Genomic DNA, 23,942 nt, shown 5'->3' on the forward strand with positions numbered 1-23,942 from the left:
CAAGTTAGAGTTGAGCTGCGAGATGTTGAATCTGACCAGTCTTGACGACGATCACTTACAAAGCAGCATACTTTTGCGTGATCAGAATTACAACCAATGGGAATTCTGAGAAGAAATTGATGTAAAAATGGGCGATTTCGCACTCAAAATGATCGATCAATTCTTTGTAGTTCAGTAATCACGTCTAGAAGTTATTTAAGCCCTTGGGTACAATTAGTGTATCCAGATCCCTTTGAATGCTGGGATTGTGTATCACATCAAAATTGAAGTACGTCTGCCAACAGACACACCTCTTAAATAGTAAAAAGACAGGGAGACATTTCTGATGAAAAATCATTATGCGGAACATCGATTTTTTTGGTTAACTATCGGTGTGATCTGTGGTATGTGTTTATCCTATTTCTGGCCTCACGAACCCGCACTGGCGGTTGCAACAGACCGGGACGGAGATCGCTTTGCTATCGCAACCGCACCTACAAAACAGGGCAATGCGGAAGCTGTCTTTGTACTCGATTTTTTGACGGGTCGTTTGAGTGGTGCTGCCATTAATTCACGATCAGGAAAGTTCACGCACGCTTATTACCGTAATCTGGCGGCCGACTTCAACGTCGATCCCACTGCGAAGCCGCATTACGTGATTGTTTCAGGGACAGTCAGTTTACCAAACCAGGGACGTGCCCAAATCGCAAATAGCGCTGTCTACATCGGCGAAATGTCATCCGGTATGGTCATCTGTTACGCGTTTCCGTTCATCATTAATAACGCACCTGTTCCACCGCAACAGTTAATGCCAATCGACCGATTCCAGTTCCGCCAGGCTCAGGGTGTTGGTAACTAATAGACCAAATAAATATTTGAAAAACGGGAGTCAGATATGGCTCCCGTTTTTTTGTAGATACTCAGAGAAAAGGAAATGACAAGACCACTATTCCCGTTCACAAATTAAGGCGCGTGCTTTCCCTTGTAACCGAGCGATGATCAAAACTCCCGCTGCGGCCCCCTTCAAAGATAATTTACGACGCAGATTTTCAATGGAAACGGGAATCCGCCGGCATTTGATTTCCAGTTGACCAAAAGGCGCGGTTCGAAAATACTTTCGAATCTCCTTCTCGTTATTCGATAACGTTTCTAGAATCTTGAAACGTCTAAAAAAAGGTGATTCCACTTTTTCTGTCGATGTCAGATATTCTTCTTCGGGATCCAAGCGACTGAGCGAAAATTGATCAGCGACCACATCCAATAATCCCGAACGCACGACGGCAGGATCGGGATCGTAAATATAATCGCCTGCGTCTGTGATACTGACAAAAGCATCCAGCGGATGACCGGCAATACTATCGACGTTGCCCTCTTTCGAAATCGCAGTGGCTCGAAATTCCTGATCACCGGCTAACTCGCCAAACCAGATTGTTGCTTCTTTACATTCGCCATTCAAACTAATCAGTTCCGTCTCAGTTTCAGGAAATTTCCCGGCAAAATTGCTGGCAGGGCTAAGTTTGATCGCACCTCCCTGGAACTGTGGAATTAACTCCAGCAAAGTCTCTAAATCTGGTAAATAATCTTCGATTCGAATCACTTTACCACCAGAATGAGGCCGTCGATCAGGATCAATGTGCAACCACCCCTGCCGATCCCGTACCTCTTCGATAGAAGAATTCAACACGGTCACAGTTTCAGAAACGCCATAGACCTCACTATTCCAACGTGCGAATTGACACAACAAGGATTCCAGGTCAACACCGACAACAGTACCACGCTTCGCTAAAGAAATCAGGTCCCCTCCCATACCACAACAAAAATCATAGACTGTCCCTGAAAATCGCTGTGCTTTATATTGTGAAACCAGTTCGGGTGTTGACTGTTCAAGTCTTTTTCGGTCAAACCACATCTGATCCGCGAGGGAAAATTTAGCACGTCCCCGTATACGTAATTCAGAGAGAGTCAATGCAGCCCGTACAAGGTCCTGCGAATAGTTTTTTCTTAACTGCTTCTGCAGATGAAATTCTGAACCTGCATGCTGTTGAATCAGGTCAAAGATTTCAGGCGATTGATGAAGACTTTGAAAGTAATCAAGTTCGGAATGTGACTCACTGGGCATCGAATTCGTTAACGACCTTCTGTCGCTGGAGTAGGTTGATTCAGACGAAATATCGCTCGTGATATTCTCTGAGAAATTTCATCGAGTCGCGTTTCATTCAAATCGAATTTCACAACGCGAACAGTATCATGCACAACCGCCAGACCAATTGCATCTGGCCTGCCTCCGATGAGTTGTTCAACGACCAGTGTATACACTCCCAATTGAAATTCATACTCTTCGGTCAAATCTTCATCAGTCATGTGTGCGAGACGTGGCCCCGTCTTATAATCCAACAACATCCACTCACCTGCTGCTGTCTTAAAGAGCGCATCAATCGTTCCCATAATTGTGATGGGCACGTTTCTTTTTTGGTCCATTTGATCCGCTTCGCTGCCCGTTACAGGCCACTGCAACAGAAAATCCAGCTCCCGATAATGCGAACTCGCTGAGTGTAAAATCTTACAGAGATCAGACTGATACCAGGCGGAAATCTGCTGCGTGATCAGAGGTTTCAACCTGTGCTGAATCTGTGATGGCTGATCAAAGAGAATGGATTCCACAATCTCTGAAGCTTGACCAGGCTGATTTGGCTCCAGACGTTCGATGACGGCGTGTGTCAGTGTCCCCAGTTGTGTGGCTTCGTCTGAAGTTAATGAAAGTTCTGTAACTGCGCCCCCCTGCCAATGGATGCGAGATTTCTGTAATTCTGCATCCATCTCCTCCAGTTGTGAGACACTTACATGAGTTCTCTCTCCACTATCAGGATGGAATGGAGCATAGGTCATGGGCAATGCTTCAGGAGTCGCCTGTTCCAGAGCCTGTAAAAACTGACTGGGCTTTAATTCCTTTCGTTTTTGTACACGCTTGAATGTAAGCTGTGGTTTGACCTGGTGCACATGGATTCGGGGTATTTGGTCAGCAGAAGTAGTCCCTAATGAAATTTTACCGAGATAAGGATCAACGGCAGGTGTGCCTGTACTTAAATCAAAGTGCCGCGCCAAAAGCTTCATCCAGGGAGACTGGTGTTTGCGATCATAGGGTAATCCAGCAGAAAGAATTAAATAATCAGCAGCACGTGTCACGGCGACATATAGCAGACGAACGGTTTCCTCTTCATTCGCCTTCTGTTCCAACGCATGGTGCATCTTGAATGCATAGTTTTCAGGGACAACCCCGCGTTCCGCAGGAAGAGAGAGCAACGCTCCCCATTCGGGATGTAAAAAGGGTGCTTTACTCCCCCCGTGTGACTTGCGATCAAGGTCTGCCACAATCACGATTGGAAATTCGAGCCCTTTTGATTGATGTATTGTCATGAGCCGAATCACATCACTGGTTTCCGGTAGAGTCGCCGCCAGTTCTTCTTTACTTTCTTCCAAAATCGAATCTCGAATTCTCTGTACAAAATCTTTGAGAGTAAATAGCCCCGTCGATTCAAAATTGCGAGCCAGTTCGATTAACTTTCGCAGATTGGCAATTTTACGCTCACCCAGAAATTCATTCAGTAGAGCCGCATCATAGCCTGTTCTCTCTAATGCCAGATTCAACAATTCGGCCAGCGAGAGCCTGTCTTTTTTTGAGTGTAACTCCGCAAGCACACTCTGGGCGTAAAGCACCTGCCGTTTCTGTTCTGGTTGTAATTCATCGGGAGGCAGTGTGCGCATTGCTTCCGCTAGGGTTTCTGCATTACGGACGATCGAATAGATGGTATCATCGGAAAGGCTGAAAAAAGGTGAACGCAGAATACCCAGTAAACTCAATTCGTCATCGGGATTATCCAGATACTGGCAAAGATTGCTGACATCATAAATTTCCTGTTGCGCATAAAAGGCACGCCCACCAACCAGATAATAATCCAGGTCCTGTTTCTGTAATGCCTTTTCATACAAACTTACATTCGAGAGTGCACGAAACAGAATGCAAATATCCCCTGGCTCAACACGTCTTAACTCCCGTTCGCCTGTTTGTGAATTTTTAGCCCAAACACGTGGCGTTTCATCATCCAGTAATTGTCGTACCCGAGCCGCAATCCATTCCGCTTCCGTCTCACGAACTGCTTCTGCTCCTTTCAGTTCCGGGTCATCAGGGGACGCAAAGAGAAACTCAATGCCAGGAGTTGGTGAGTGCTGTTTTTTGTCGAATGGCATTAAGGGTTCGTAATAGTGCTCCATCGCTGAAGAAAAGAGACAATTCGTGAAATTCAAAATCGCTGGTTGGCTTCGAAAATTAGTACTTAATGGCAAACGACCTGCCTCGGGAATTTCCATCCGCAATTGGTGAAAGACTTCCGGATCCGCGCGCCGAAAACGATATATCGACTGCTTCGCATCGCCCACCAAAAAGAGTTTCCCTGTTAGTAACTCTTTGCCACACAGCGCACGAACAATCTCGCTTTGAACTGGATCCGTATCTTGAAATTCATCAACCATTAAAAATTGAATGCCGGCGGCAGCACGTTGCCGGGCATGCGGATCACGGCGAAACAGGTCACGTGTCTGCAGCAGCAGATCATCAAAGTCCAAAAGTCCTTTCTCTGATTTACTCTGCTGGTACCGTTTCGCAACAAATTCAGCCACCCGTAGTACCATTAAACTGGTTTCAGCAGCCAATAAAAAACGAGAAGCATCTGGAGCAAGATCCTCATAAATTTTCCCCAATGCTTTTCTCAAAAACTCAAATCCGTTTTTAACCTGTTCGTAAACATCTAAATCATCCCAGTCTTTTTTGGTTCCCGCCCCTTGAATCTTAGCGTGTGAGATCAGTGTTGCTAGTAATTCGCTTCGGTTTTGCTCTGCACCGTTTTTCAATTCAGGAAGTCGAGATTTGAGAACTTGAAAACGTTCTCTCATTTTGGGATGAGCCGGCTGATACTCGTTCATGAGTTTGATTAAAAATTGAGTACTCTCAGAATTGGCGATTTCTTCCAACTGCAAAGGAATGAATGTTTGACTCCAAAACTCTCGAATTTGGACAGACAGTTTTTCGGCCGTCATCTCAGCAAAATGGTCAAATTCAATCCGAAATTGCTGAGGTACCAAAGTAATCAATAATTCGTATGTTTTTTCCAATCCATACTGATAGACCATCTGCATTCCATCATCATTCTCCTGTTTCAAGAGTTCGTGAACCGCTTCCCGAACGACTTTCCGTAAGAATGCATCGCTGGTTCCCTGCTCTAATAATCCAAAATGAGGATCAAGATTGGCACTCACAGCATGAGTTCTCAAAATCGAAGTACAAAAGGAATGAATCGTACTGATCCGAGCCGAATCCAGACCACGGATGACGGCTTGCCAATGTACTACTTCTTCTACAGGGCAGTTTCGTAATTGCTCAAGGCACGTTTCACGTATTCGATCCCGCATTTCACGGGCCGCTCGTTCCGTAAAAGTAATCGCAACAATATGGTTCAGTCGGTCAGACGGAGTTCCCGGCTCAATTAGTTTTAGAAACCGCTGCGTCAAAACAAATGTTTTTCCACATCCAGCACCTGCAGAGAGCGCAATAGACACATCACGCCGATTAATGGCGGCGGCCTGCTGGTCCGTATATTTAGGCTCGTTTGACATTTTAATCTAACATAAACTTGATCAGGAACATTCTTCGGGATTCGCCTGATCGATTTGTGAATACTGCAGTAGATCTATCTGCTTACCCAGACTATCCTGATAACTCTCGACTTGTGAGAAACGACAGACAGAGTAAAAAGCCGGATCGAGGTGAGCCGTTTTTTCATCCACCTGTACCGGAAAAATTCCATTGCGGATCAATTGCGCCAGATGGGGCACCAGACCTTCAATCGTCATTTCCAGTAACTCCAGATCCTCACCCGAAATCGGTTCCACCATTTTTTTTCGAGAACGTAACGGCATAACAAAACCAGTTTCCTGAACTTTCCAGTAACCCAGGTGAAACGGTTCGGCATCGACATCAATCATTTCCAATCTCTTTGCTGCAATCAGATAGAGTGCTAGCTGGAGCTTCTTCCCTGAACGAATTTCTGTGGCAGAAGGAAGCGCTCGTCCGGTTTTATAATCGATGATGTTAAAATATTTTTGACCAGCGATACTCCCCAGGTCGATGCGATCAATTTGACCTCTGACCCGCGTTTCTTCCTCTCCGCCCCCCAGCGTCAGATGCTGATAATGCCTTTGTGTTGGATCTAGTTCTGCAGGAACTTTACCAAAAGGAACCTCACGTCCTACAATCGAGGGAGGAGCGTCCCAAAGCTCATCAAACTGACTTCCATAGCTCTCTGATTGTTCCGCAAAGAGAGAAGCCCAATCTTCCAGAATTTGTTTTTCAATCGTGAGCAGCACTTGTTGCAGTTTGGTTTCTGCAAAAGAATCGGAAACTCGCTGATTCAATAATTCCAGAAATAATGCTTCAATTCGATCAGCCTCATACAGCTGCTCACCCTCACCTTGTTCTATTAGAAGTTCATACAACTTTGTCAAGATACCATGTACGTGAATTCCGCGCTGAAGATGATTCGTTCTTAACTCCGGAGGTTCAGATACATCTATCCCGAGTACACTCTGTGTAAAAAACTGATAGGGACATGACAAATATAATTCCAGTTGCGTGGTACTGAATTCATACTCGCGAGGAAACCGTTCACGTATCGCACGTCTGTTTTGAGGTGAGACCAGGATTCCCTCGTACTCGGTAAACCCCTCCGTTTCGAAACGATGGATGGCCATTTCCGAAGCCGCCAGAATGTTCTTCGCGACGCATTTCAAATCAGGTTCATCTAAGAGATTCAAAAACAGCCCCGGCTGATCCTGTTTTAATTGATGCGTTGCTAAGACTCGTAAGTCACGCTTTGATAGCGTCTGCTCTTTGCGCGGAAGAGGGTTCAGTTCACTTACATTTTGAATTGGTAGTGCGGAAGGCTGGAACAAGTCGACCAAAGTGGTAAGGTAAGGACTCGGAAAAAGAGGTTGCCCTGTGGAACTGATCGCGGGATAACTCAGAATCAGTTGCCTCGAGAAGCGAGTGATCACCTCATAAAACAGTAACATTTCTTCCTGCTGTTGATTGGCATGCAGCTTGAGTGAAAGACCGCACTGCTTCAATTCCCCTCGCTCTTTCTCACTGTAGAGACAATCCTCTCGATGACTTCGGGGAAAACTGGCTTCACTCAGACCGCCAATAATGAGATAAGGAATACTTAAATTTCTTAACTGTGCGGCATCCAAAACAGAAACCCGACCTGATTCATCCGTTTGCAGGGAAATGGTCTGCTGCTCAATGAGATCCAATAACAGGCCACGAAATGAGACCAAATCCAGAGGGACTGCATCCCGCTGGTGAAATTGTTCAATTTGCTCTATTTGAGCGACCGCATGAAATAACAGCTTTTGAAATCGATCCCATACAAATTGATCGCGCTCATCAAGAAGATCTTTTTCTGCTTGATCTTTGTTCCATACCTTTGATAGGCCAAACTCATTTGCGAGTGAAATAAAAATGTCGATCCAATCTACAAAGAGTTCTTTACCCCTCAGTCTTTGTGTTGCTTCTGAAAGTCGCTTCGCAAGTTGGTATGCCGCCTGTGTCTCCTCCAGATGGGCTTCCCACTTCGGTTGTTCCGGATATTTATTAACAAGTTCTACTGCTGTTCCACTGGCCTTTTCCAACGCATTCAAAACATCATTTCTTCCTGAATCGATTTTGAGCTGACGTAAGACTCGTGAGAGGCTGCGTACAGCTCTCCCCTCCTGGTATTCTGGCCAATCAGGGGAAAAATAATTTGAATCAAGAATCGACATGGTGCTGTCAAACGACCAGTTTTCGATTTCAATCTGCAAGAAAGCAAAGAGGGCTCGCACGACAGAGAACCTGGAAAAATCTTGCTCAACTCCAAGAAAATAAGGAATACCAGCTGCGGTAAAAGTTTCCTCGATTAAATCGCCATATTCGAGCGTAGACCGAAACGCAACTACAATCTCTTCTGGTAAAACCCCTCGTAATAAAAGTTGTTTCACTTCTGCCGCCAAGACTTCCAACTCATTGCGTTGTCCTGCGACTGCCAGAACTTTCATTTGATCGGCAGTTACCAGCGGCTTGATCTCTCTTGGATTATCAAACAATGCCTGGCTAATTTGCCAACGGGAAGTTTGAGTAGAGTTTCCTTCAAAACAAACCGTTTTTACTGTTCCAGGTAATCGTGTTTCCAGGACTTGCTTTGCGACAACTGACTTGGCAAACAAGTCACTCCGGCGCGACTCGATTTCCTGAGGAAGTGAAATTAGTAATTTGTCAGTTCTCGCTGCTAATAATTCCAAAATTTCATATTGCGTATGAGTAAAGTCAGCAAACCCATCCAGGACAATCAAACGAAATTGATCGAAAGGTCCCCATTTCCCCTCCTGCAAAGCAGTCCGCGCTGACCAGAAGCGCCCTTCAGAATCGTATCGCCGCAACTCATGTAGCGCAGTCTGGTAACGCTGATAAATCAGCGCCAGCTCCCGGTCTTTCTGGTTTGAATCGGAATGGAGTTTCCCAAAGGCCTCAGAAAATTGTTCAGGCCAGATTTCTTCTCGTTTCAGTTCAGAGATGAAACTGGAAATTAAATCCAGAAATCCCGACGTTCCGGCAATAGAATGAAAATACTGGACTTGCTGTGTCACAATCAGGTCGTCAACAATACTTCGCAGCAAATATCGTTTGGAAATTTCAGGCAATGTCTGAATCGGTTCATCCAGCGATTTTAAAATGGTCTCAGCAAACGCTTCAAAAGTATAAACATTGGGTGCAAAACAGACCGGCATCTGCTCGCAGAGTAATTGATTCAGAACCTGCCGACGTGAACGAATTGTTGGAGAGATCCAAAGTGTCGTTCCGGGAGATTGCTCTGTGAGTCCTGCCTGCAGGGCATCTCGATACTGGTTCAGCAAATAACCCGTTTTACCGGAACCTGCTGTACCAATTAAGATTTGAATATCCGGCTGCATTAGCTCTCTTGCCTGTTTAAGACGAATTTGTCAAAAAAAGATTCTAAGTGCAATGTATCCGGCTGAACCCTAGAATTCAATTTCGTTGCTATTTTGAGGATTAACCTGTTTTCATTACTTTGATCACAGAGCAAATCTTGCCACTGCTTTCCTGATCGCCTACACTAATGGTATCGGAAATGAAGTTTTTCAGAGTTTCTGCCACCCAACCAGAACATATTTCATCAAATTGGAATTTAGATTTCTTCTCAATTTGAGATATGTTCTGTAATTCTCATAAGGAATCATCCATGCAAAAATTTCGTTTGACTAGTTCATTCCTGTTGCTCGCCTTATTTATTTCCTCAGTATTCTCTCCATCAACATATGCTGATGAGACAGAGAAAAAGAAAAATAAGGACGAAGATTATTATCAGATGATGAAACTGTTCGCAGATACCTATGAGCAGATTGAACGGAATTATGTAAAAGACGTCGATCGGCGTGTATTACTCGAAGCAGCCATTCGAGGCATGGTAAAAGAGCTGGATCAATACTCTAATTATATCAGCCCCAAAGACCTCTCTCGCTTCAATCAAGTTGTAGAACAAGAATTTGGTGGAATTGGGATTCAGGTTCATATTGATGAAGAAAACAACAGGCGTCTGACAGTCATGACACCATTACCGGGCACACCCGCATACAAAGCAGGCGTACGGGCGGGAGACGTCATCGACTCTATTGAAGGAAAATCGACGAAAGGCTTTACACTTTCACAAGCAATCAAAACCCTGAAAGGGCGAGCTGGCGAGAAAGTTAATCTGACAGTAATTCACAAAGGGACGAATAAACCCATCCCCTTAACGATTACACGTGAAATCATCCATGTTGCCACAGTATTGGGAGACACTTATAAAAAAGACAATGCCTGGGACTATATGATCAATAAAAAAGACAAAATTGGTTATATTCGTCTCACACACTTCAGTCGTCACAGCGCAGAAGAATTAAAAGCCGCCATTGATGATCTTGTGAAGCAAGGTATGAAAGGATTGGTTCTGGACCTGCGTTTTAATCCCGGCGGTTTACTTTCTCAGGCGACTGAAATTTCTGATATGTTTATTGAATCGGGAAAGATTGTGAGTACCCAAGGCCGCAACAGTCGCAATCGAAAATGGGAAGCAACAAAAGAAGGTACTTATTCCGATTTTCCAATGGCAGTGCTTGTCAATCGCTTCTCTGCTTCAGCCAGTGAAATCGTTTCTGCCTGTCTGCAGGACCATAAACGAGCAATGATCGTGGGAGAACGAACTTGGGGTAAAGGCAGCGTCCAAAATGTAATTGAACTGGAAGAGGGAGACAGTGCTTTAAAACTAACCACAGCCAGCTACCATCGCCCTAGTGGAAAAAACATACATCGTTTCCCGGGCTCCAAAGACGCTGATGTTTGGGGAGTCACTCCTGATAAAGGCTATCGACTTCGGCTCAAGGACGAAGAATTAGAACAACTCGGCATATACCGTCGTAATCGAGATATTCTGGATCATAGTGCCAAACTGGATGAAGAGTTTAAAGACAAACAACTTGAGCTCGCACTGAAGTACATTAAAACATCACTGAGCGATGAATCAAAGCCGGCCCCAAAAAGCGAAGCCAAGAAACCAGCAGCTAAAGAAGCAAAACCTGCAAAAAAAGCTGCCGGAGTTGAGCAAGTCCCCCAGGCAAAAATCATCATCGGAACAACATAATACTCTAATTTGGACGTAACAGATTAATTTCATTTCAAAGCATAGCGACGTTCGGAAGCGTCTCTCATCCGGATGTCGTTTTTCATTATACTTTTCGGCATGTCATTACCCACCAAGCAACCTGAAGAATACCTCCTCGCAATTGAGTCTTCATGCGACGAAACAGCGGCAGCGGTCATCACTCGTGATATGAAGATCCTTTCGAATATCGTCTCCTCACAAACAGACTTGCATGAAAGATTTGGAGGCGTCGTTCCGGAAATCGCTTCGCGAGCTCATTTGGAACGAATATTACCTGTCATTGATGATGCTTTACAAAAAGCCAATGTCTCCTTAGATCAATTGACTGCGATCGCAGTCGCGACAGAACCGGGTCTAGTAGGTTCTCTACTGATCGGTCTCACAGCCGCCAAAACTTTGGCGATGGTGTTAGATATTCCTTTAATCGCGGTGAACCATATCGAAGGCCATCTCTTTGCCTGCCAAATGCAGGAAACAAATCCCATTTTTCCTGCGATTGGCTTGGTCGTCAGTGGTGGCCATACGAATTTATATCATTGTTTGCCTACTTTCGAATTTGAATTAATCGGTGCTACGATTGATGATGCCGCCGGTGAAGCATTCGACAAAGTCGCCAAAATTTTAGGGCTGCCTTATCCCGGCGGGCCTTCGATCCAACAGACTGCAACTAAGGGAAATCCTAAAGCGTTTCCATTTCCTCGAACCTTACTCAAAGACCCTGAACTTCGTTTTAGTTTTAGTGGTTTAAAAACGGCAGTCCTTTATGCCGCATTAGGCAACCCAGGGGCAAAAAAACAACCACCACCACTCACCGTTGAACGAATCGCTGATCTGGCAGCAAGTTTCCAGGAGACTGTTGTGGATGTATTGGTTGGAAAGTGCCAGCAAGCACTCATGCAATTCAAGCATTCCACGCTTTGTATCGGAGGAGGCGTAGCCGCGAATACATTACTAAGAGAACGCTTGACAGAAATGACAAACAAGGCAGGCATCCATTTAAGTATGGCTCCCCCCGACTTATGCACAGATAATGCCGCTATGGCTGCAATTGCCTGGCATCATTTGGACCAGGGGCGCATCGCCTCATTAGATTTGGATGTTACTCCAGGTCTTGTACGTTAGTATTTTTCTGCTCATATCTATGGCTGAAAAAAGCTAAAGGTAAAGACTTCCGTCACATTCGTAAATTGTGGTGAGAGTGACAGTCTGACATATCTTCGGTCCGGCGAAACAACGGCCGCCCCTGACAAACTGATCCCCTCTGGAATGACTGTAATCACTGGTTGATTGGCAATACCACCCACATTTTGCGATCCTGTCACAAAAGGAACCTGCCTGCCTGTAGAGACACCAGCTCCCACCTGTCGTGAAACTCGAAACCCCTTTAATGATTTCACTGCCTGTTTTGAAAGCGGACCGACTGCATGGGACAAGTTATGAATAGTGCGTTGACTTGTTTTCTGTGAGTTTTGTTGAGGTTGGGGAACTTCTGATTTCTTTCTACGACGCCCTTTGGAAAGATCAATGCGAATCAACTGATCTTCTTTCGCCAGTGGAACAATCATAGACTGTATGATAGGTTGTTCTGATCCTCGATAACGTGTCACTTTTAACTTTGCACGCTGACCGACAATCTTTCCAGAAACATAACGCACGCGAACCACATAAGTTCCTGGAAAACCATTGGCACACAAATATTCTTCATGGCAGTTTTCCTGTCTGGGACCATAGCCATCATTGAGCAAAACTCCACCACCTGCCGTTAACGGTGCCTCAAATGAACACACGGTTCCTTTTGGTTCTTCGACAATCAGGTCCAAATCACCGTCCCCATTCCAGGTCAATTCCAGTTGTAAATCTCGTTTTAAGGCTTCCTTTCTGGCTAACCTTAGCTGCTCCGCTTCTGCTTTTCTGCCTGAGGACTCAAACGACTGCTCCAGATCGGCCAGTGCGTTTAATGCTTTCTCATGCAGCTTCTGGTGTCCCTTCACCCAAACGTGAGTCAAAATACCAGTCGCTGCCCACTGAATTGCCTGTGGATCTTTCAGCTTCTCAGCGAGGCGCAGGCCCATTACATAAGGCTCTGGTCGGGCAGGTGCCAACTTTGATGCTTGTTGATACAGTTTCAGAGCCTGCTCGTCGGCACTAAAGCGCGATAAATAAGCAGCCGAATAAACCATGTTGGAAACATCTGCCGCCGAAAAGTCAATTCGAGAAAGCAACGCACGCTGAATTTCATCTTTGGGGCGACCAACAATTTCCATTGACAAAGCAAGAACGTCATACATCCAGGGCTGCGATTGGTTATTAATTAAAGCCGCTTTAATCGCAGCGATCACATGCTCGTGTTTACCCGCCTGATGTAAATTAAAGATCAAGTCATTTACGAGGGAGGGCGCAGGTTTTCGCTTGGAGAAATAATCGTTCCAAAATGCGACCGGGTCTTTAACATTACTCGTTAAAGGCAGCTTGGCCTCGTCCTTTTTTTGGGGCTGACCCTTAATAGAAACGGAGCCATTCCTTTTGGAACGGCTCCGATCTGATAATTTAGATTGTTCAGGTACACCAGGCGATGTTGCTTTGGTGTTTACTTCACGATTTCCGGTTTTTTTTTGAGTTGTTCAATCGTGTGATTGTCAAACCGAAAGGGATTATCCTGAACTTGAAATTGTGCTTTCGGCTGTTTTACTTCAGCCTGTCCCAGGATATTATTCAGGATTCCCTTTATTTCCTGGTCATTGATGGGCTGAAGCTCTTCTTTTGCAGGATTTACTTTCGCATTTTTATTCGGTTGCTTCTTTGCATTTTTAGCTTTGGGAGCATTCATCAGCAGCATTTCAGGTCCAACGCTGAAGAATCCTTGACCACCACCACCTTGTTGACCAAATCCGCCACCGCCACCGAAACCCTGTTGACCGCCACCTTGTTGGCCAAAACCACCTTGCTGACCACCAAAGCCACCCTGGCTGCTACCGACAGACTGCTGCTGAGTCGCAACAGAAATTACAAGGTCAGCTACGGGATAAACGCGAGTGGTATAGATTTCATCTGACTTCACAATCGTTGTAATTTTCATCACTTCATCTTCAACGACGTAAGTTAAACCAATGGGTTTTAGGATAATATTTAGAGCACTTTTTAGTTTGATTCCACTTAACGATACATTGACTGGCTCATCAGGCGTTAAACCTTCTTCTCCCAGATCATTGGAGTTGATCAAAATTGTAATATTGTGCAAATCTGCAAAGTAAGTCATAACTTCAGAGAGCGGAATGTCAGGGAAATTCGCTTCTGTTTCTTTTTGTAGCTCTTCAAAAATTCGTTGTTCTGCAGGACTGTTTTTATGCAGGTCAACCGCAGCCCATTTCTTGCGACGTTCTGTTAAACTGGTCCAAACAGGTGCCGCAGGCCAACGAATTGGTGGTTCGTCAGGAAATGGAACATGAGACAATTCTACCTGATAAAGTGTTTCCAGAAAGCGGTCAGACCTTAAGGAACGCATACGGAAGACTTTATCCAGTTGCCCGGCTGCTTCAGAAGTAAACAGGGCAGCTGTGGCAGGTCCATTACCAGGCTCCATATCAACAGCGACGCGAGAAACGGCTTCCGCCTCTTCGTAGGCATCACTGTCCCCATGTCTTCCGTCCTGCATTAAAGAACGGATGCGGTCAATCAACTGTTCCAGTTTTTCGTCCTCTAAAAGGATCTTATCTACGAGACGCTTTTGTTGTTCAAGCTGGGCTAACTGTTGTTGTTGTCGAATCCGTCGCGTTTCAGCAACTTCGATTTGACTGCGAACTTCCACCATCATGCTGTTGAGGCGACGTTCCAGTTGCTGTTTCAGATCAAGTTCAATATCAGATGTCGACTTCACGAAGCTCAATGTTCGTTTTAACATCCCCAGAGCACCATCGGGATTTTCAGCAGAGATCCTTTGTGCCTCTTCAATAGTATTGGAAACCTCAATTTTCATCTGGGCTCCCTTGATCTGCCTCAACTGTTCGACTTTACTGATCGAATCATCAATTGGCGGTTTTGCATCACCTTTTGCTGCAGGCTGTGCTTTCGCATCAGCGGCTGGTTGTTTAGTATCCGCTTGTGCCAACTGGTCCTGCTTAAATTTATTAGACATTTTTAAAAGTGTATCGCCTCGGGTATTGCCCGGATCAAGCTGTTGAATTAAGTTTCCGAACTTCGCGGCCTGTTCAAAATTTCCACTTCGAATCGCCTGGGTTCCTGCAAACTCTAATTGAGCCATATGCTCTTCGTGTCCCGTACGAGCCAGATTCATCATTCTCTGCCCGGCAAATGCGATCCCGACCTCCTGCCCAGGTTGATAATTCACCCAGGGAACTGCCAGAAAGCTATTCACAGCTTGTGCGACAGGTACGTTGAACTTCCAGATACCACTTAAATTTTTGTTACTTAGCTCAACCGACAATCTTTCAGTCAGATCTCCTTCTGCAAGATAGATCGTGTCGCGGTCAGTTCGGATCGGTAAGGCTTGAGGTGTATTTAATACTAATTTCTTGTCAGAAAGCTGAATCTTTTCTGGAAAGAAAACAGGAGCTTGAATCGCTTTAGCCAATTCCCTGCCAACCTTCGTCGGAAGATCTTTCTTCCCTTCTGCGAGATCGGTTAAGACCACACCACCTGTGTAAACTCCAAGAGTTCCCAGTAATCGCAAGTCTTTGCGAGGTCCAACTGCATAGCTGTGAACGGGAACGTTTTGGTGTGCCAACTGTTGAGTGAGTGCAGCCATTTCAGGAACAGAAATCAATTGAGCGGAACTCATTCCATCGCCAATATATAGAATTGATCGAGTCTCTTGATTCTTCAATCCCTTCATCACAGTTTTCATTGCCTGAGCAAGATTCGTAGCACCCAATGGTGCACGAGAAGCGAGAGATTCAACGGCAAGCTTAGCCTGCCGGCTTTGAGGTGCGACAAATTCATTAACGAACGGAGTGCATTGCACATCGACTGCATAAACGGCAACGGTGGAATCGTTTGGTAACTCCTTTAGAAACGACTTCAAAACATCCAAAGCCTGAATGCGATGCTCGCCAACCTGGCTGGCAGATGTATCAAACAAAATCGCAATTTGTTTACCTGAATGAGCGTTTGAGGGTAAGCGATCTGCTTTTAATCGCAGAGCAAAATAATGCTGCCCCTCAGTGTTCTCATAGCTGAGGATTTGGCCAACGTTTGATATCTCTGGAACGGCATTCTCAGCAAAGCTGACAGAAGTGCAACAGAAAAGTGCCGATGCTGCTAAAACAAACGTTGCGATTCCAAATCTGGATATTGACATAATTTCTCTCTCCCGAGTTACTTTGGGCAAGAATGCTCTCACTCAAATCACGTTCGGCGATTGCCGATTTGCGCATTCTCCTCAACTGTGCATTGTATATTCAGTCTCGGACACCATTGAAGGAAATTCCCCCGATTTTCTCCTAATTCTCCAAATTTGGTCAGAGTTGAAAAGCGTTAGTCGGCACGGACTGAAGTATCCGCGTAATTTATAGTCCGATTATGGGGAAATTAGGGGTCAAAGCTCGCTTAACGAAACCATTGATTCCATGAGCGAGCACTAATAAATCAATTCAAAATATTCACTTGTTCATACCATTTAGTAAATATTGAAGTCCCAACTACCGATTGGATGCACACATTATGCTGATTCCGCTCATTAAATCTGGTGGATTTTGACGATCTTTCTCTTAAGACTCATCACCATCCACTCTCCAGTCAGTTCAGGTTTAACTTCCTGAGTTCAATACACGACACCATCTCTGTCATCTAAATTTCTCATGGAAATTCGACGATTCTCCATCACACCCTCTGTGGCCTGGATTCTCATTTTCTCATTGCTCATTGTGTTGGGAATTGGATTCTCACAGAAGAATTCTGCCGAGCACCTAAGAGCGAGTCGAATTTCTTCAAAAAAGGTGATGACTTATAAACCCGTGTTACCCGACTCTCAACCAGTCAATTGGAACCTGCCGGTTAATGTCACAATTTCTGGACCAGATCAGAAATTCCCGCTTTCATTTACGAACGGCAGCGAATATGTATTGATCATCAACAACCTGCAGAGAACAACTCAACAAGCAAAAACAGTCAAGCTGACTGCAGAGTTAGATACCAGCAATCATACAATACCAGCGAAGTGCTTCCAAAACACCCGCATACTCACACAAAGGGAATCGGTAAAAAAAGGGGCTGACTTGTTGTCGAATCCGAATCTTTCATCACAGCCAGACAAAGCATTGGAAGATGCAAAAAAAGAACGCTCCTTCTTTCTGTTTGTTACAGATGGTAACCTCACTGATAAAAATCAATATACGCGCATTAACGGACAACTGATTCAACAAACATCGCGGATTGCCATCTACCTGGATAACCAGCAACAGGTTGAGGAATTAGCCCCTGGTCTCGTGACCGAGATTACTGAAATTCTGGAAAATCAAGTTTTAGATCAGATTACCAGGCAATGTGGTACAATACGAGACGTCGACCACAGTGGACGGTTCACAATCCTGCTTTCTCCCTGGTTGAACAAACTGCAAGGCGGCCGTACATCCATCAATGGCTTTGTACGCCCCAGTGATTTTCGACTCACGGTTCCTGAACCATTTAGCAATCACAGCGATATGCTGTACCTCAATTCTACCTTGCAACCTGGGCAGGATTTACTTGATCTCCTGACTCATGAAGTCACACATGCGGCTGTCGCTAGTGTTCGATCTGCTCAAACCCCTTCAGAAGCAGGCTCGTTAGCAGATGAGGAAGACTGGTTGAACGAAGGAATTGCTCATATTATGGAGCCTGGTTATACAAACCGAGATTATCGTATCAGCGAATTTTATCGTAGCCCTGAATCCTACCCACTCGTAGTCTCAGACTATTACCGCTCACATCTCTGGCGCAACCATGGCTGCCGGGGAGCCGTTAATGAGTTTCTGGACTGGTGCAATCAAATCGAATCCACCCAAAATTTCCCTTACAGGTTTACGCATCACCCACTCACCGGAATTGAAAAAATAGAACAGCTCACCGCGATTCCTTTTCCAGAGCTATTCCGGCAATGGTCACTATATCTGGTAAAACAGTCTTTGGAGGGAACCATTCAAAAAAAGTCAACCACACCACAGCCAGGATCTCTTTGTGGAAATTTTGTGTTGGCGGGGCCTGCACTGCGAACATGGAATCTGTTTCGCAATCCACAGACTTCGCTCAAGATCTCAGCGACGGCTTCAGGATTTCTACACCTCAAATCAGGGAGTCAAGAGACTCAAAACGTCCTAATCAAAGTCAACGGTTTTGAGAAGATACAGATGACGCTCTTACGAATCCCCCCGAGCGAGAAGCAAATCTCTTTGAATGCAACCTTCGTCGACTGCAATACAAACACCAGCCAATTACCAGAATCATTTGAAGTTTGTCTGCGTTGTATCCATCCCACTGATTCAGCAGTCAAGATGATAAGCCTGGAATATTCCGGTGCTCATCTCTCTCGTACAGAGCGACGACCGCGAAAGTTTCAAACCAGCGAACTTAATTCGTCACTCACATCAAAGTCAGACAAGCTACAAGTCGCGATGAATGATTCGAACTCTGAAAGCGAACAACTGATTACAGATTTTCTGATCCGAATTCCAAAAAAGAAAATACCGAAACAAGCTCAACCAGTCTATCTGACTTTCAAAGCAATTGTTGAAACAGAAAAAGAATTACAATTCGCAGGCCAATCCGAAATCAAGCTCCCTTTCAAACCAGTTCACCGTCTAGCCAAGGCTGCACCTTCAGAAACGACAGTGAAATGATTGACTTGCCAGATTAGAAACTGGATTCTTCATCCTGAATTTCACCAGTATATTTCAACCGTGTTGCGAACAATTTCTTCAGCCGAGAAACAGGATACATACGCACGATTTTATTCTTGTAAGTAATTCTTCCCTGGTCATCACGCCCCAATTGGGCTGCAATATCAGGTTTCGCCAGACCCGCATACAAACCAGCGAACGTTTCTGGATCCACGCCATTTCCCGCTTCCAGGTCATCCATTGCATTGACCCCACCACAAGTGACTGCAAATGAGTTCAATCCCTTTGTAGCTGGTCGCATAAAATTTTCTTGCTCCAATGCGGATTGTGCTTCAACGAGCTCTTTGGCACCACGTTTGATTTTATCTTCAGTCTCCTCTGTTGGAGTCCCTGAGCTTTGTTGTGCGTGTAATTTCGTGCTTTGAAAGCTCTGAGAGGCTCCCAAAACATAGCCCACAGTAATCAAAAGCAAACCAATAACGACCTGGCTCAACTTGGACATGAAAGACTCCCCATAAAATCGACTTTTGTTATGATTGATTTCTATTTAAGATGAAAACATTCGACCGACTGTTCAAACGCTTTCATTTTAGAGGCTTAAATAGAATGACATCATTGAATGTCAGTAGCTCATATTTACTAATAATTATCAGGTCAGGTCAATAAGAACCCTGCAAAATCAACTCGATCAGCACTGATAAACCGGTGTTAAGTATAGAATTCCAGCAAAATTCTCTCAAACTGCCCCTGATAAACCTAAACTTCGATCAGGATATTGTTTCAAAAAGCACTTGAATATGAATACTACAGAATTTCAACAAGCATTATCCAACATCGTAAGCCAATTTCAGAAAGCCGATTACGATGCCAGACACTTGCTATTGGATCTCACCGATAAAATAAGGGAAATCGGGGATCAAATCCCGGATTCAGTCCCGAAGCATCTCAGCTCAGAATGGGAATCGATTTGTGCTGAAGTCGATGAAGTGCAACCCATATTCAAAAGCCAACGAAAAACATCGATCTTGTTTGATCGGCAAGGAATGGGTCAACCGGGAGTTCAAAGGGCAAAGAATCTCATTACAAGAATTGTGGCTCTTTCACAATCCGTGGAGAAGCTGGAAAATGAGCGGCATCCACCAGTTTGAACGAATCCTTGTCGAATTGAAGTTTAAATCCAAAAATCTTAATCAAACAACAATACGATCCATGTGATTCAAGATGATCTCTTTCTGCTGTTGAATTGCAGCCTCATCTTCTGATTTACATGCGATCTCTAATGCGGCTGCAATTTCTGAAAGCTCTTCAAATCCATAGCCAGCACTGGCGCCTTTTAACTGGTGGGCTAATACTTTGAGTTCCTCTACCTGATCGGTCACAGATGCTTGTCGCAGAATCTCTTTTTTCTCTTCAATTCCATCGACGAACATTTCAATCAAGTCGAGAAAATCTTCATCATCACAAAATGATGATCGAACCGGTGTGTTTTCCAGGGTATCTACCATGCTTCCCTTTTCCTTAATTTACAGGTCTATTACCGATCTTCCTTTTTTACTTTTGATACACTCAAATGTCTTCCTGTTTCAGTAGTTGAAGAATCAAGTGGACAGCTACATCAATTTATAGCTTGAGGTTTTTTACAGGAATGAAAAATTACTGAATTAAGCCAAATTCAAGGTGGGGTAAATTACTGCAACGAAATAAATGTACTGAATGTGACAGTTATGCCGATATCTTATTGTCTCCAGCAAATCCTGATTCTGCTTTTTTCAGGTACTTTCTCATTGAAATCCTCTCACAGCCCAATAAAAATGAACATTTGAACACAAACATTGCGTCTGATATTGACTCAGTTCCGCTTCTTACCGTATACAACTTCGGGCAAGATCTGCTGAACGTGCCTGGTGTAAAATCATAACCTCGTTCCATTTCACAAATAATTATCTCAATCATTCATGCGATTGCTTCAGCGCTATATTCTCTTTGAATTGCTGCGTGTTTTTACCTTGATGATCACAGTTCTAACAGTCCTGTTGGTGTTTGTGGGAGCCTTCCAGCAAGCAACCAGCCAGGGCTTAGGGGCTATTCTCGTCCTTAAAATTCTGCCTTTCATCGTCCCTAGTATGTTACCGTTTACGATTCCAGCCACGTTACTTTTAACTGTGTGTGTGGTTTACGGGCGTATTTCCGGTGACCAGGAAATTACTGCAGCGAAAGCAGCGGGTATTAATGTCCTCTCACTCCTCTGGCCATCCTTTATTTTAGGAGGATTTCTGAGTCTTGGGTCACTATTACTAAGCGATCAAATTATCCCCTGGGCTGAAAAAAATATTGAGAATACTATCGCCTGTGAATTAGAAAGTATTTTCTTAGAAAAACTCCGTTCCCAAAATCAGATACATGATCCAACAAGTGGAATCTCGATCACCGTAATGGGTGTTCGTGATAAAACGCTACTAGTCCCAACATTCCGATATTCGCCTGCGAATAAGCAACCCGTTCATCTCCAGGCAGAAGAAGCAACACTGGAATTTGACCTTGAGCACCAGCAAGTTATCTTGCACATTCGAAAAGGGCACATCGACTTCCCAGGAAAGCCGCGATTTTATGTTGAAAAAGATGACTTTCCTTTTCCACTCCCCAGTCAGAGTGCTATGGCGAAACCAAGACACATGACTGTTCAATCCATCAAAACAGAACTTGGAGATCTACAATTAGAACGAGATGAACTGGAATTTCATCGTGATATTGAAGTCGCGATGCTACTGGCTCTAGGTGATTTTGAACGATTTAATTCACCGGAAATTAATACCGATTTACCTCAAAACCATGTCAAAGAAAAAAGACAAAACAAACTCAAAACAGCGCTGGCCAGCCGATTCGCCCTGAGCTGTAGTTGTTTCTTTTTTGTATTAGTAGGCTGTCCGTTTTCGATTGCCCAGGCACGAAGGCAATTTCTCACCAGTTTTTTTATGGTCTTTATGCCCATACTTTTGTTTTATTATCCGATTGTATTGCTAACGATGAATTTAGCAAAGCTGGGCAAAGTTGAACCAAGCTGGTCTCTATGGGCGGGTAACGTCGGTTTGTTTTTGATTGCCATTCATTTACTACGAAAAGTGCTTCGAAATTAAAATCTGACTCTAACAGCCCCTTTTATTTCCATTGTGAAAAAAACGTAGTCAATCGCTGCGTTTCACCAAAAATATAGAGAGCGGCAGAAATATGCCCCGAATCCAGCCAGACTAACTCGGGTTTCTTACCTATCGATTCCCATAACGCAATGGCACTTTTGGGAGGCAGAATTTCATCATGTTTTGCCACCACCATCAGTACGTCACGGTTCTGCAAGAGATGACCATAAGTGTGTGGATCGACGGGTGACATAATCTTTAAAAACGATTCATAAGTTCCACCATTCTTTAACCACTGCTGTCGAAATTGCTTCGCATGCGGATGTGGATTTTCCCAAATCCCCAAAGCGAGATTTCCTCCCCCCAGATAGATAGCGACCTTCTTGAAACGAGGCTCTGCGGCGGAGGAAAGGGCAGACATGATTCCCCCCAGACTGATTCCCGTCACTCCCAGACGGTTCGCATCAACTTCCTCTCGACTCATCAGCCAGGCGGTAGCCTGCCGTATATCCAATACCGCTTGAGTCATCCCCTCGGCTGTATGTTGCGGGACAAAAGAAATCATACGACGATAGCGATCTTCGCCGACGCCACGTCGCTGCGCGTAATAAGGCATTTTAATCGTTAGTGCCGCGATACCCTGACGTGCCAAAGAATTGGCAGACATTTCAGAAAGCTCAAAACCGCCTCCCAGAATATGTAAGCAGACGCAGGCAGGAAAAGGGCCTGTTCCTTCAGGCTGATAGTAGTGGCCGTGGACGGTATTATTGGCTTCGACTTTTGTTTTGACCGGCGATGGGAACGTAACATCATAAACGCGAACCGGCCCACTCATTCGCTTGAATTTACACGTATAAGGAAACTGATGCGGATCGAGGTGAAATCGATCAGGAACTTTGCCTTCCATCTCGGTCGTTTCAAAGCGAACCTGTCCCTGCTCTGGTATGTCTACAAACACAGGACCGGTTGGTTTATTTTCCGCCTTGCTTTGTTCGCTCATCACTGCAAAACAAGCGATGATTCCCAAAACCAGGATTAGAAAACGTCGTTCCAAAAGCGTACATTGCTTCAAAGCCATTGTGTCAAAGATTCCCGTTCTTCTGAAATTAATTGGAAACAACCACAATTTCAGTTTTGTGGCCGCATTGCAAATATGGTTTTATTTTAGACCAATGCTTCCCAATTATGTAGACCGATTTTGACTGAACGGATAAGGAGTGAGAAAAGAAGGAAGATATAAGCGAAGATTACGATTCCCGGTCAGACCAGGTTTCAACAGAAGTTTCAACACCTTTCCCTGCGTTGAGTACACGTTCAATTTCCTCAGCAGACATGCCGGATGCCAACATATGATGCTTCAAATCCACATCTTTCTGGTGGCAGGCCGCTTTCGTCCAGGCACTAGCGACAATTGCGATAATCCCGCAAAGAAAGGGCAACCCAAACAGACAAATGACGGCTGTTAAACCAACAAGATCATAGTCACCCATAATTTTCTCCTGAGATGCATCAAAGAATTTAAATCGTGTTAGATTGATGTAAGTTCGTTGATTCGATCAGAATATTTGCAGTGAGACTATTTTAATGGGAATTATTTTTGAGTTACCATCAAGATAGTAAAAAACAGGCACTTTTCACTATAAAATCATATGCGTCAGTAATTTCGGGAAACAGAGTAATTTGACTCCCGCTCATCTGCTGATAATAATAGAAGGAGAGCGTGGAAATATTCTATTTTGCATTCAACCATTTGTTCACAATTTACGTATTACTAAAAAGGGGGCGATCGGATTCGACTGGTTCACCGTATGTTAGGGTGGCGTGCCGTGGTTGATCAGTTGGCCACGTTAAAAGCTGATCACAATCTAATTGCAAACAAGCAATTTTCAATGGCTGCTTAATAAAAGCAACCCCGGCTTAGGAATCCCTGTCTGAGGAGTCCGAAGGCTGGTCACAAAATCAGACTGGTATCAGATCAATGTCCGCTCCGTCTGATATGAGATCCGTGGTGGACTGGCTACCGAAGGGCTTTGTTTATTGTGCCTGAAGTAGCGAGACTCAAACAATAAAATATGCACGTAGAGGCCTTAGCTGAGGGTTCACAGGACGCGGGTTCAATTCCCGCCGCCTCCATAGAGCTGTCCAGTATCGGACAGCTCTTTTCATTTAAGGGCAGCGATCACTTCCAATCACCG

The 23,942-nt window shown here is 44.6% G+C and carries 15 protein-coding genes and 1 other RNA gene; 7 read left to right on the plus strand and 9 right to left on the minus strand.

The genetic code is table 11. The features are described from left to right. Positions 1 to 325: 325 nt before the first annotated feature. Positions 326 to 838, plus strand: coding sequence for a hypothetical protein (locus tag V144x_RS18725; RefSeq protein WP_144987010.1), 513 nt, complete (start codon positions 326 to 328; stop codon positions 836 to 838). 87 nt (positions 839 to 925) lie between these two features. Here V144x_RS18725 and V144x_RS18730 read toward each other — a convergent pair whose 3' ends face one another. Genes V144x_RS18730 through V144x_RS18740 form a run of 3 tightly spaced genes read right to left on the minus strand, consistent with a single transcriptional unit; the run spans position 926 to position 9,036 of the window. Then, positions 926 to 2,098: a class I SAM-dependent methyltransferase gene (locus tag V144x_RS18730; RefSeq protein WP_144987012.1), complete on the minus strand. Its 1,173-nt coding sequence runs from the start codon at positions 2,096 to 2,098 to the stop codon at positions 926 to 928. An 8-nt stretch (positions 2,099 to 2,106) separates the two neighbouring features. Beyond that, positions 2,107 to 5,646 carry a UvrD-helicase domain-containing protein gene (locus tag V144x_RS18735; protein ID WP_144987014.1) on the minus strand — a complete coding sequence of 1,180 codons (3,540 nt, stop codon included), beginning with the start codon at positions 5,644 to 5,646 and terminating at the stop codon, positions 2,107 to 2,109. Between the two features lie 21 nt (positions 5,647 to 5,667). After that, entirely contained in the window at positions 5,668 to 9,036 is a 3,369-nt protein-coding gene (locus V144x_RS18740) for a PD-(D/E)XK nuclease family protein (protein WP_144987016.1), read from the minus strand. Positions 9,037 to 9,326: 290 nt separating this feature from the next. On the opposite strand from V144x_RS18740, the gene V144x_RS18745 reads away from it, so the two are divergent. Then, positions 9,327 to 10,763 carry a S41 family peptidase gene (locus V144x_RS18745; RefSeq protein WP_144987018.1) on the plus strand — a complete coding sequence of 479 codons (1,437 nt, stop codon included), beginning with the start codon at positions 9,327 to 9,329 and terminating at the stop codon, positions 10,761 to 10,763. A 99-nt stretch (positions 10,764 to 10,862) separates the two neighbouring features. Beyond that, the gene (tsaD, locus tag V144x_RS18750; protein ID WP_144987020.1) at positions 10,863 to 11,906 is read left to right on the plus strand and encodes a tRNA (adenosine(37)-N6)-threonylcarbamoyltransferase complex transferase subunit TsaD; all 1,044 of its coding nucleotides are present in this window, start codon (positions 10,863 to 10,865) and stop codon (positions 11,904 to 11,906) included. Between the two features lie 17 nt (positions 11,907 to 11,923). Here the strand turns inward: tsaD and V144x_RS18755 are convergent, their stop codons facing one another. Continuing rightward, positions 11,924 to 13,162 carry a hypothetical protein gene (locus V144x_RS18755; RefSeq protein WP_144987023.1) on the minus strand — a complete coding sequence of 413 codons (1,239 nt, stop codon included), beginning with the start codon at positions 13,160 to 13,162 and terminating at the stop codon, positions 11,924 to 11,926. 209 nt (positions 13,163 to 13,371) lie between these two features. Continuing rightward, positions 13,372 to 16,098: a vWA domain-containing protein gene (locus tag V144x_RS18760; protein WP_144987025.1), complete on the minus strand. Its 2,727-nt coding sequence runs from the start codon at positions 16,096 to 16,098 to the stop codon at positions 13,372 to 13,374. A 499-nt stretch (positions 16,099 to 16,597) separates the two neighbouring features. Between V144x_RS18760 and V144x_RS18765 the strand changes: the two genes are divergently transcribed. Then, on the plus strand, positions 16,598 to 18,613 hold the full coding sequence (locus V144x_RS18765; protein ID WP_144987027.1) for a M30 family metallopeptidase: 2,016 nt from the start codon (positions 16,598 to 16,600) through the stop codon (positions 18,611 to 18,613). 13 nt (positions 18,614 to 18,626) lie between these two features. Here the strand turns inward: V144x_RS18765 and V144x_RS18770 are convergent, their stop codons facing one another. Continuing rightward, the gene (locus V144x_RS18770; protein ID WP_144987029.1) at positions 18,627 to 19,115 is read right to left on the minus strand and encodes a hypothetical protein; all 489 of its coding nucleotides are present in this window, start codon (positions 19,113 to 19,115) and stop codon (positions 18,627 to 18,629) included. 295 nt (positions 19,116 to 19,410) lie between these two features. Between V144x_RS18770 and V144x_RS18775 the strand changes: the two genes are divergently transcribed. Then, positions 19,411 to 19,761, plus strand: a complete 351-nt coding sequence (locus V144x_RS18775; RefSeq protein WP_144987031.1) for a hypothetical protein — start codon at positions 19,411 to 19,413, stop codon at positions 19,759 to 19,761. 42 nt (positions 19,762 to 19,803) lie between these two features. On the opposite strand, the gene V144x_RS18780 is transcribed toward V144x_RS18775, so the two are convergent. Next, positions 19,804 to 20,118 (minus strand): Hpt domain-containing protein, encoded by a 315-nt coding sequence (locus tag V144x_RS18780; protein ID WP_144987033.1) that lies wholly within the window; start codon positions 20,116 to 20,118, stop codon positions 19,804 to 19,806. Positions 20,119 to 20,568: 450 nt separating this feature from the next. Between V144x_RS18780 and V144x_RS18785 the strand changes: the two genes are divergently transcribed. Further along, complete coding sequence (locus V144x_RS18785) at positions 20,569 to 21,747, plus strand: LptF/LptG family permease (protein WP_144987035.1); 1,179 nt, start codon at positions 20,569 to 20,571, stop codon at positions 21,745 to 21,747. Between the two features lie 22 nt (positions 21,748 to 21,769). On the opposite strand, the gene V144x_RS18790 is transcribed toward V144x_RS18785, so the two are convergent. Together V144x_RS18790 and V144x_RS18795 are read right to left on the minus strand one after the other, a co-directional pair. Continuing rightward, a complete protein-coding gene (locus tag V144x_RS18790) occupies positions 21,770 to 22,825 on the minus strand; it encodes an alpha/beta hydrolase family protein (protein WP_144987037.1) in 1,056 nt (351 codons plus the stop codon). Between the two features lie 169 nt (positions 22,826 to 22,994). Further along, entirely contained in the window at positions 22,995 to 23,237 is a 243-nt protein-coding gene (locus tag V144x_RS18795; protein ID WP_144987038.1) for a hypothetical protein, read from the minus strand. A gap of 288 nt (positions 23,238 to 23,525) precedes the next feature. Here V144x_RS18795 and ssrA point away from each other — a divergent pair. After that, positions 23,526 to 23,883, plus strand: a transfer-messenger RNA (tmRNA) gene (ssrA, locus tag V144x_RS18800). Positions 23,884 to 23,942 lie beyond the last annotated feature (59 nt).

The organism is Gimesia aquarii (assembly GCF_007748195.1).
In the GTDB taxonomy this organism is placed as follows: Bacteria; Planctomycetota; Planctomycetia; order Planctomycetales; family Planctomycetaceae; genus Gimesia; species Gimesia aquarii.